Origin of the sequence: Streptomyces sp. NPDC047515, assembly GCF_040643055.1 — a bacterium.
In the GTDB taxonomy this organism is placed as follows: domain Bacteria; phylum Actinomycetota; class Actinomycetes; order Streptomycetales; family Streptomycetaceae; genus Streptomyces.
Window position 1 is genome coordinate 46,929 of record NZ_JBEYTM010000053.1, and the last position, 9,123, is coordinate 56,051.

Genomic DNA, 9,123 nt, shown 5'->3' on the forward strand with positions numbered 1-9,123 from the left:
GAACAACTTCTGATGTGTGGCAGCGGAGCGGAAGGAATCACGGTGGCAGCAGCACCAGTCTGGAGCGTCGACCCCCGCACCGGGAACCCGCGTGAGCAGGTTGCGGTGGAGGCTACAGCCGAGGAGGTCGACCGCGCGGTCCGGGCCTCCCACGCGGTACGCGAATCGCTCGCCGACCGCACCCTGCGCGCCGCGTTCCTGCGCGCCGCGGCCGATCTGCTCACCGGGGCCGGGGAGCACGTCATCGAGGCCGCCGACGCGGAGACCGCGCTCGGACCGGCCCGGCTCACCGGCGAACTCGCCCGCACCGCGGCCCAGCTGAGGGCCTTCGCGGAGGTCGTCGACGAGGGCGCCTTCCTCGACATCCACATCGACCACGAGGACGCCACCCGGACCCCGCCCTGGCCCGACCTGCGCCGCTACAAGATCCCGCTCGGCGTCGTCGCCGTGTACGCGGCCAGCAACTTCCCGCTCGCCTTCTCCGTCCCCGGCGGCGACACCGCGAGCGCGCTGGCGGCCGGCTGCCCGGTCGTCGTCAAGGCGCACCCCGACCACCCCGCCACCTCCGAACTGTGCGCCTCCCTCCTGCGCCGGGCGGCGGCGCAGGTCGGCCTGCCCGAGGACGTACTGACCCTGGTGCACGGCTTCGAGGCGGGCATCGAACTGATCAAGCACCCGCTCGTCGCCGCCGCCGGTTTCACCGGCTCCGTACGCGGCGGCCGTGCCCTGTTCGACGCGGCGGCGGCCCGCCCGGCGCCGATCCCCTTCCACGGTGAGCTGGGCTCGCTCAACCCTGTCGTCGTCACGGAGGCGGCAGCCGCCGAACGCGGTGAGCAGATCGGCGCCGGGCTCGCCGGTTCGATGACCATGGGGGCGGGCCAGTTCTGCACCAAGCCCGGCTTCGTCCTGGCCCCGGCGGGGGAGACCGGCGAACGGCTGCTGAAGTCGCTGACCGACGCCGTCAGCGACACCGAGGCCGCGGTCCTGCTCGACCACCGGATGCGTGACGCCTTCGTCGCGGGGGTACGGGAACGTGCCGAACTCCCCGGTGTGGACGCCCCGGTCACCCCCGGCTCGGGCGGCGACCACACCGTCTCGGCCGGCTTCCTCACCGTACCGGCGCACCTCCTCACCACGCAGGGCCCGCACGACGCGCTTCTGGAGGAGTGCTTCGGGCCGGTCACGGTCGTCGCCCGCTACGCCTCCGAGGACGAGATCACCGCCGTCCTCTCCCGCCTCCCCGGCAATCTCACCGCCACCCTCCAGATCGCCGCGGACGGCACCGACGCCGACGCCCCCGGACTCCTCGCGGCCCTCACGCCCCTGGCCGGCCGGGTCCTCGTCAACGGCTGGCCGACCGGCGTCGCCGTCGCCCCCGCCCAGCACCACGGCGGCCCCTACCCGGCCACCACCTCCACGTCCACCTCGGTCGGCGCCACCGCTGTCGAACGCTGGCTGCGCCCGGTCACCTACCAGACCACCCCCGAGGCCCTGCTCCCTCCGGAACTTCGCGAAGACAACCCCCTGAACCTGCCCCGCCGAGTGAACGGCCGTCGCGCATGACTCCGCAACTTCCCGAACTTCCCTTCAGGCTGCGCCCGTTCGGCCCCGAGGCCGACTGGACGTACGAGAACGGCACACTGACCGGCCGGGCCGGAGCCCGCCAGGACCGGTTCGTACCACCCGGCGGCGAAGCCCTGGACTCCGTGAGCGACGCACCCCGCCTCCTCGGCACCGCACCCCGGGGCGACTTCCAGCTGCTCGCCCGGGTCGAGGTCGACTTCGCCGCGGCCTTCGACGCGGGGGTCCTCTACCTCCATGTCGGGGAACGGGAGTGGGCCAAGATCTGCCTGGAACTCTCCCCGGACCTGCCCACCGTCTGCACGGTCGTCACCCGCGGCCACTCCGACGACGTCAACTCCTTCGTCGTGGACGGCAACAGCTGCTGGCTGCGCCTCAGCCGCACGGGCGACGCGTTCGCCTTCCACGCCTCGTCCGACGGCGAGAAGTGGACCTTCGTCCGCGTCTTCGCCCTCGGCGAGCCGGAGCGCGCGGCCGACGCGTCGGTCGGCTTCCTGGTCCAGTCGCCGACGGGCGAGGGCTGCGAGGCGTCATTCGACCGGATCGCGTTCCGTGCGACGGGACTTGAGGATCTGCGCGACGGGAGCTGAGTTCTCCCGAACATTCTTCGAGCCATCAAATGAATGAGCGTACGTACTCACTGGAAACGAGTACCGGCCCCCAACCCTCCGGCCTCCGCGGAGGGTTGGGTGGAGGGCATGAACGCCACACCCTCCTGCACCGAGGTCCGCACGGCCCACGCCGAACCCGCCGACCATGAACGCACGGACCGCAATATCCGCGCGGCCTCCTGGATCGCCCTGTGCATGCTCGTGCCCGTGCTGATCGGTTGCGGCCTCTTCGTGCTGAGCACAACCCGGGCGTCCGGCTGTGTGACGTACGGCGTGGACTGCGCCCACGTCCCCCGGGGCTGGATCCCCGGGAGTTTCGTGGCGGCGATCGTGCTCGGCATCGCGGCGGTCGCGTGGCCGAGAAGGTGGCTGCCGTTCGTCCGCGCACGCGCCTGGCTGCTGCTCCTGCACGTCGTGGCGCAGTTCATGACGGCATTGCTGATTTGAGCAGGCCCTCGTGGCCCGGCTCATCGAGCACCGGGAGAGTGCGGGCCCCGATCCCGCCCCCAGGACCCTGCTGCCGCTCGGTGCCCTTGCCCTGGCCGCCCTCGCGGTCCAGGTGCACGGGTGGGAGCTGGGCGTCCGGTCCGGCTATCTGCCGCACGGCATGCTGGGTTCCCCGAAGGCGCTGCAGCGGGCGGCGGACTCCGAGGCGAACGACCTGGGCCTTTGGACCGCCAAATAGGTCAGGACCGTGGCCTCGGCCGCTCGGCCGAGGCCCTGGAGAACGCCGGTGTCTATCGAGACTTCTCCCACGCGGTCCGGGTGAGTTCGTATGCGACCTCGCCGTGCTCGGAACCCTCGATCGCCTCCGGCCAGTCCCCGGTGAAGTTCCGGACGAAGGACAGGCCCGACTTCTCCATGACGCGGCGGGAGCGGGCGTTGACGGCCATGGTGTTCGCCGTGACCCGCTCGACCCCCAGTTCCGTGAACCCCTTGTGGATCAGGGCCCGGGACCCCTCGGTGGCCCAGCCGCGCCCCCATGCCGTCCGGTTCAGCCGGTAGCCGAGTTCGACGACGGCAGGGCTGTGCTGCTGCAGCGGCCGGAACTCGAACCAGCCCAGGAAGGTGCCGGTGGCCCCGTCCTCAGCGGCCCAGTAGCCGCGGGCCCCCCAGCAGGGGTGGTCGAGCAGGAGCCGGGGCAGGGACCGCTCTTGGATGGCCTCACGGCTGGTGGGACGGCCGCCGTTGATGAAGCGCATGACCTCGGGATCGTTGTCCAGCGCGACCAGGTGGTCGGTGTCGTCCGCCGTGAACTCGCGCAGGATGAGCCGGTCGGTCTCCAGGGAGATGGGCATGCCGCGATCTTCACCACGGACGGGCCCGGCCGCCACCGGATTTCCTGTCGGCGGGCGACGGCCCGCGGATGAACGCCCGGCGTCGTGCGACCGGCACCGGGCGGTCCCGACGCTCAGGCCCCGGCCGCGTACCGCACGAAGTGTGCCCAGCCGGCGCGGTCGAGTGTGAGGTGGGGGAGGGTCGTGTCTTTGGAGTCGCGGATGAGGACTGCCTGTCCGGCGGTGGCGATCTCCAGGCATGCGCCGCCTTCCCCGCTGCTGTAACTGCTCTTGGACCAGGTGAGGTTGGCGTCGTCGATGGGCTGACGGTTGCTCATTGTTCTCCCAGGATCTTCTCGATCAGTGTCAGGGATTTGCGGGGGCTGAGTGCCTGGCCTCGGATGCTGCCGTATCGCGCCGACAGCATACGTACCTCCTCCAGGTCCGTGACCAGCTTGCTGGTGTTCTGGATTTCCAGATAGCCGACCTGAGCGCGCCCCCTCGGGGTGAGCAGGATGAACGGACCTCCAAGGCTCGGGTGTTCCTCGACGTGGGTTGGCATGACCTGGAGCTCCACGCTGCGCAGCCCTGCGAACTTGATCAGTTGCTCCAGCTGCGGACAGTGAACGTCTCTCCCTCCGATGGGCCGCCGGAGTACCGACTCCTCAATGGTGAATGTTGCCAACGGCGGTGGCCAGCACGTCAGGATTTCCTGGCGCTCCAGCCGAGCGAGTACCCGCTGTTCGACGACCTCTTCGGGCAGGAGTGGCTGACGACTCGCGAAGACCGCGCGAGCATGCTCCTCGGTCTGGAGCAATCCAGGAAGTGCGAGTGTGCTGAAGTCGTGGAGTTCGACAGCTCTGCGTTCCAGCTTCGCGTAGTCCGTGAACCACGCCGGATGCTTCACCCGGGCCCGCGCCTTCGCCCGTGCCACCTGCTCCTTCGCCGCCCGCAGCAGGCCGCCCGCCGCCAGCAGGTCGTCCGCCGCGTCCAGGAATTCGGGCTGCGGCGTCCTGCGTCCCCGTTCCAGCGAACGGATCAGGTCCTCGCTGTATCCGAGCCGGTCGCCCAGCTCGCGCTGGGTGAGCCCGGACCGCTCGCGCAGCAGCCGGAGCTGGCTGCCGATCACGTGGAACAGGTCCGCGGCCTCCTCCGAGTCGTCGTTGTCACCGATCGCACCGTCCAGTTCCATCGCTGCCCGCCTTCGTTCCATGGGGCCGACCGCGTTCGTCGCCCCGGTACGGGGGACAACCGGTACCGGTCGCCGTAAGTACCGGTACACGCACGCTACGTACCGCTGTCGTTGCTGGTCAGCGTACGGTCGCTTGGCCACGCTGAGTGCCGTGACGAGCGAATCCGTAGAGATCGAAATTCCGCAACCGGCCGCCTCCGCACCGCAGTTCACCCAGCTGTTCAGTGCCACCCGCCGGGGTGCCCGACTTGCCCGCCTGCTTGCCGTGGAACAACTGGCGGCGTGGGGATGGCCGCGTGAGGTGCCGCCGCTGTAGTTCAGCACGCCGACGCTGCTGGAGCACATGTAGCTTCCCGACTTCTGCCGGTGCTTCGTCACCGACTGGCCGGATCTGATGGAGAAGTAGAAGGGTCGTCCTGGACCACACGACCGCCACCGCCCTCCACGACCGTAAGGACCCGTTCAACGAGACCGTCGCCGCGTTCTACGTCCAGGCCTCCGGCGGCCTGGGCACCCTATACGCCCCGGTGCTCCCCCTCGCCGCCGGCGACATCGAGCGGCCCGGACTCCTCGCCTACATCCACGGGCTGCGGTTCATCACGATCGAGCCCCTCGACATCGCCGCCGCGCTCACTGCCACAGAGCTGCTGCACGCCGGACACCCCTGGGCGGCCGTCCACGCCATCCACGCCGCCCGCCCCGTCGCCGACTTCCCAGCCGGCCGCTTCCTCCTCACCCTCACACCCGAGTTGTACGAAGGAACCGGCGTCCAGGCCGTCCACCCCGACCAGTAGACCGCCCGGCAGGGGAAGGCATCGACCCGCCAGCAGCCGCGGCCGCCGTCGTACCGCAGCCACGGCCGGGAAACGAGCTCCCGGCCTCCGACAGTACCGAGGCAGCTGCCTTGTCGGCCGCGGTCCAGCTCGCCGCCGCCCCGGCCGTGGACGCGTTCCTTGCGAGCGGCTACGACGAGTCCAGGGCCGTCTGCCCTCATGTGGGGCCGCTCCCGCCCGGCGGGCCCGGTGACGCCACCCACCAGGTCACCAACTTCGACAGGGGGCAACAGTCATGCCGGGCTCGGAGGCCGGCGACCCTCTTGCAGGACCGCGAAAAGCTTCGCCTTCACGGTCGTTGGCGAGGGCTGTGTGTTGCTCAACTGCACTGCGAAGACCAGCGATTTGTCGCGTACCTGTGTGCACGGCGTCCACGTCACGGTGCTCATATGGCGTTCCCACGGGTGCAGCGAGCGAACCTGCCGCGTATTGCCTGAGTACCAGCCACTCAGGCTGCCGCGACGATGACGGGCAGGAGGAAGCCGAACAGCCCAGTGCACAGGCCCAGGGTGCAGGAGCGGCGCGGGGACCCGACGGCGAAGCCGATGACGGAGAGCGTGACCGCCAGGGCGCCGAAGATGACGGGGATTCCGGCTCCGATGTAGCCGGCGAACAGGGAGATGAGGCAGGCGAGGATGCCGAGAGCGGAAGAGGCGCCACCGTAGAGCGACGCGGGGCTGTCGGTTTGTCCGGTGGGCATATCTTTGTCCTTGTCCTGGCTCCGTTGTGCGGGAACGGTATCCGTGAGTCCCATCATGGCAGGCGCGGGTAGCGCGGTCAGGGGATGCCCATTGGGGCAGTGCCCGATTGGTCAATATCCGCTGATGCAATTTCTCCCTAGTGTGGCGCCGACCACATGAGACACGAAACACGGGGAGAAGTCTGTGAAGCTGGACGGTCGTGCACTGAAGTTGACATCACTGACTGTAGCCACTCTGGCACGTTTGGTGACCGGGTTCCCGGCCTCCGCCTCACCGGAGCCTTACCCTCGCCCGGACGCCTCCGCCTTCTCCCTGTCCGCGGTACGTGAGCACGGGCTGACGGACGTGAGCGGCTTCTCCCCCTCCAGCGCAACGGGGCGCCTGCTCGACAGCCAGGGATTCGCCGTGCTGCGGACCTCGTCGAGCCGTACGGCGGTGGTCGACCGCTCAATGACCGACCAGGGCATCGCCGCCGCGACTGGCACCTCCTTCGTGGACATCTCCTGGCAGGGCTACGACCGGGAGGCCCGCTACGTTGTCAGCCGCGACGGCAAGGACATCGCGTCGCTTGGCGCCGGAGTCACGTCCTTCCGCGACACCGGACTGCGGGCGGGCAGCCGCCACACCTACCGGGTCGCCCCCATCCTTCCTGAGGGTGGCAATCCGAAGGCCCGCGTATGGGGTATGCAGGTGTCCATCCCCATGGTCCGCGGCGGAGAGGACCAGTTGAGCGCGCTGCGCCGGCAGGCAGTGCGGCAGGCGACGGCGGCGGCGGTCGCCAGAACCACCACGGTGACGTGGATGACGTTCATCCCCCAGAAGAAGATCAATGCGCCCAAGGCGGGCTGCGACTACGGGTCCAACTTCCAGTTCGGCGGTGACGGTCACGGTTATGACTGGAAGTCGTCGAAGTACCGCACGGTCCTGAACGCGATGATCACGTGGAAGTCGAAGAGGGTCGACGGCTACAAGGACATCGGGGTCAGTCATGTCTACGTCAAGAAGCCGGGCAAGCTGGTCGCCACCAAGACCGCCTCCGACAAGGACATGAAAGCCAAGAAGATGGGGTCGGGCGGCAACTACGTGGACGTCCGGCTTCTCACACATGCCACGAACCCCTTCTGCAAGGGCTTGGGTGGCGTCAAGGGTGCGATCGACGGCGCTCTTTCGATGCACGTGACGACCGGCGGGAACTGGTCGATCATATCCGGCAAGCACCGGCTGATGCCGAACCACCACATATACATCTACAACGGCGGAAAAGTCGCGGACATCTACAAGCGCAGCTACGCGAACGAGCTCTGCCTGATCGGCTCGGCGGCCTGCCCGGAGGCCGATCTCACGGGCTACTACGGCAAGTTCAAGTAACCGACTGTGCGCGCTGCGCAATGGGAGCCCCGCACCGTCCGGTGCGGGGCTTCGGCGTCGCCCTATTCGCCTGGCTGGCTGACAGGCCCCCTTTCGGGCCATGCCCTTATGGTCACCTGAAAGTCGCGTCAGCCAGAATGTTGTGAACGTCGTATGAGCTGGCAGGTAGGTTGGCCGGTGGCCGCCGCAGCAACCAAGCCACGGGGGTCTGCTGGGAATCGCGGCGTCCAGAAAGGGACCGGCATGACCACACGGTCCGACGCGGCAGACACCGCATGTTCCTACCGGCGAACCGGCCACGACCCGGAAACCGGCGTCTGGCAGCTGAAGACCCTGACCGGCCGCGAAAGAGAGGTTCTTCTGTTGCTGGGCACGGGCCTGGGCAACCGGGAGCTGTCAAGGGAACTGGGGATCGCCGAACGCACGGTGAAGGCACACATCGCGAACATCGTGGCCAAGTTGGGACAGCAGACGCGGACACAGGCCGCGATCGTCTCTGCCCTGGTCCACAGCTCGCTGTGTACCGATCTGTCATGCTCCGGGCATCGCGGCAAGATCGCAGACTGCTGGCTTGAGTCTACTGTCGCCTGAGCTGAGGTGGCCGGGTCCGCCCACGAGCGGACCCGTCGCCGAATGTCAGTGGGCTGGCAGCAGGCCGAGCCAGGCGGCGAGGGCGGCTTCGCCGCGGACCAGCCGTGCTACGTCTTCGAAGTGCTTTTCCCGGGGCCGTCGTTGAAGGAGATCCAGCGGGGCCCAACCAGCAGTGGCGCCGCAACATCAAGAAGGCGGAGAGGCCGGCGTCAAAGCCTTCCAGGGTGAATCCGAGGACGTGCCCGCCTTCTACGACATCTATGTGGAGACCGCCGAGCAGGACCGCTTCATTTCGAGTAATTGTCAAGATCTGGGGATCGATGGCTATGTGCGGTGTCCGGCTCGAAGAGGTTGCTGTTGGCGGTGACGGTGTGGGCATGCGGAATTTTGGGGTGCCGGGACCGGGCGCGCATCCCTACCCTCGGCCCCATGCGCCACGGATCCGCCCTGCTGAACGTCATCGATGTGGAAGCCACCTGCCGGGACGGGCAGCCGCCGCCCGGCTCTGTGAACGAGATCATCGAAATTGGTCTCACCGTCGTGGACGTGTCGGCACGGCGCCGCGTGTCCCGGCACCGTGTCCTGGTCCGCCCTGCCCGGTCGGCGGTGAGCGACTTCTGCGCCGAACTGACCGGACTGACGCAAGCCGAGGTGGAACGGGGCGTCACCTTCGGCGAGGCGTGCCGGATCCTCGTCGAGGAGTACGAGGCCGGTGAGCGCCCCTGGGCGAGCTGGGGCGAGTACGACCGTCGGTAATTCGCTCGGCAGAGCCAGGCCGAGGGGGTGGCGTACCCGTTCGGCTATCCGACGGAGCGCACCCACACCAACGCCAAGGCCGTATTCGCCGCGGCCTACTAGGGCTTTGTTAGGTTCTGTGGTGGGGTTCGGGGGTTGGTGCGGGTTGGCCGCATATCGAGCAGGCGCCGGTCCAGGTGGCCAGGAGGGCCTGGAGTTCGCGGAGTACCGCGT

General features: G+C 68.7%; 10 protein-coding genes and 4 pseudogenes. 10 read left to right on the forward strand and 4 right to left on the reverse strand.

Annotation, left to right across the window (positions count from 1 at the left end):
* The first annotated feature begins 42 nt into the window (after nt 1-42).
* The 4 genes and pseudogenes from ABZ826_RS31265 to ABZ826_RS31280 form a co-directional block, all read left to right on the forward strand.
* Nucleotides 43-1,563 (forward strand): aldehyde dehydrogenase (NADP(+)), encoded by a 1,521-nt coding sequence (locus tag ABZ826_RS31265; protein WP_361455729.1) that lies wholly within the window; start codon nt 43-45, stop codon nt 1,561-1,563.
* Entirely contained in the window at nt 1,560-2,171 is a 612-nt protein-coding gene (locus ABZ826_RS31270; RefSeq protein WP_361455732.1) for a DUF1349 domain-containing protein, read from the forward strand. The genes ABZ826_RS31265 and ABZ826_RS31270 overlap by 4 nt, the downstream gene beginning before the upstream one ends.
* A 108-nt stretch (nt 2,172-2,279) precedes the next feature.
* Nucleotides 2,280-2,639: a hypothetical protein gene (locus tag ABZ826_RS31275; protein ID WP_361455735.1), complete on the forward strand. Its 360-nt coding sequence runs from the start codon at nt 2,280-2,282 to the stop codon at nt 2,637-2,639.
* Nucleotides 2,635-2,877: pseudogene (locus tag ABZ826_RS31280) on the forward strand (Imm49 family immunity protein); the annotation flags it as partial. The gene ABZ826_RS31275 and the pseudogene ABZ826_RS31280, both read left to right, overlap by 5 nt.
* A 52-nt stretch (nt 2,878-2,929) precedes the next feature.
* On the opposite strand, the gene ABZ826_RS31285 reads toward ABZ826_RS31280, so the two are convergent.
* The 3 genes from ABZ826_RS31285 to ABZ826_RS31295 form a co-directional block, all read right to left on the reverse strand.
* Nucleotides 2,930-3,490, reverse strand: coding sequence for a GNAT family N-acetyltransferase (locus ABZ826_RS31285; RefSeq protein ID WP_361455738.1), 561 nt, complete (start codon nt 3,488-3,490; stop codon nt 2,930-2,932).
* Between the two features lie 113 nt (nt 3,491-3,603).
* Nucleotides 3,604-3,807 (reverse strand): DUF397 domain-containing protein, encoded by a 204-nt coding sequence (locus tag ABZ826_RS31290; protein WP_361455741.1) that lies wholly within the window; start codon nt 3,805-3,807, stop codon nt 3,604-3,606.
* Nucleotides 3,804-4,661, reverse strand: coding sequence for a helix-turn-helix transcriptional regulator (locus ABZ826_RS31295; RefSeq protein ID WP_361455743.1), 858 nt, complete (start codon nt 4,659-4,661; stop codon nt 3,804-3,806). The genes ABZ826_RS31290 and ABZ826_RS31295 overlap by 4 nt, the downstream gene beginning before the upstream one ends.
* 172 nt (nt 4,662-4,833) lie before the next feature.
* Here ABZ826_RS31295 and ABZ826_RS31300 point away from each other — a divergent pair.
* Nucleotides 4,834-4,962, forward strand: a pseudogene (locus ABZ826_RS31300) (ATP-binding protein); the annotation flags it as partial.
* A 226-nt stretch (nt 4,963-5,188) separates the two neighbouring features.
* Entirely contained in the window at nt 5,189-5,455 is a 267-nt protein-coding gene (locus ABZ826_RS31305) for a hypothetical protein (protein ID WP_361455746.1), read from the forward strand.
* A 487-nt stretch (nt 5,456-5,942) separates the two neighbouring features.
* Here the strand turns inward: ABZ826_RS31305 and ABZ826_RS31310 are convergent, their stop codons facing one another.
* Nucleotides 5,943-6,194 carry a hypothetical protein gene (locus tag ABZ826_RS31310; protein ID WP_361455749.1) on the reverse strand — a complete coding sequence of 84 codons (252 nt, stop codon included), beginning with the start codon at nt 6,192-6,194 and terminating at the stop codon, nt 5,943-5,945.
* A gap of 247 nt (nt 6,195-6,441) precedes the next feature.
* Between ABZ826_RS31310 and ABZ826_RS31315 the strand changes: the two genes are divergently transcribed.
* The 4 genes and pseudogenes from ABZ826_RS31315 to ABZ826_RS31330 all read left to right on the forward strand — a co-directional run.
* Nucleotides 6,442-7,563, forward strand: coding sequence for a hypothetical protein (locus tag ABZ826_RS31315; protein ID WP_361455768.1), 1,122 nt, complete (start codon nt 6,442-6,444; stop codon nt 7,561-7,563).
* A 243-nt stretch (nt 7,564-7,806) separates the two neighbouring features.
* Entirely contained in the window at nt 7,807-8,154 is a 348-nt protein-coding gene (locus tag ABZ826_RS31320) for a helix-turn-helix transcriptional regulator (RefSeq protein ID WP_361455752.1), read from the forward strand.
* A 48-nt stretch (nt 8,155-8,202) separates the two neighbouring features.
* Nucleotides 8,203-8,446, forward strand: a pseudogene (locus ABZ826_RS31325) (peptidoglycan bridge formation glycyltransferase FemA/FemB family protein); the annotation flags it as partial.
* A 137-nt stretch (nt 8,447-8,583) separates the two neighbouring features.
* A pseudogene (locus ABZ826_RS31330) lies at nt 8,584-9,009 on the forward strand (3'-5' exonuclease); the annotation flags it as partial.
* Between the last annotated feature and the right edge of the window lie 114 nt (nt 9,010-9,123).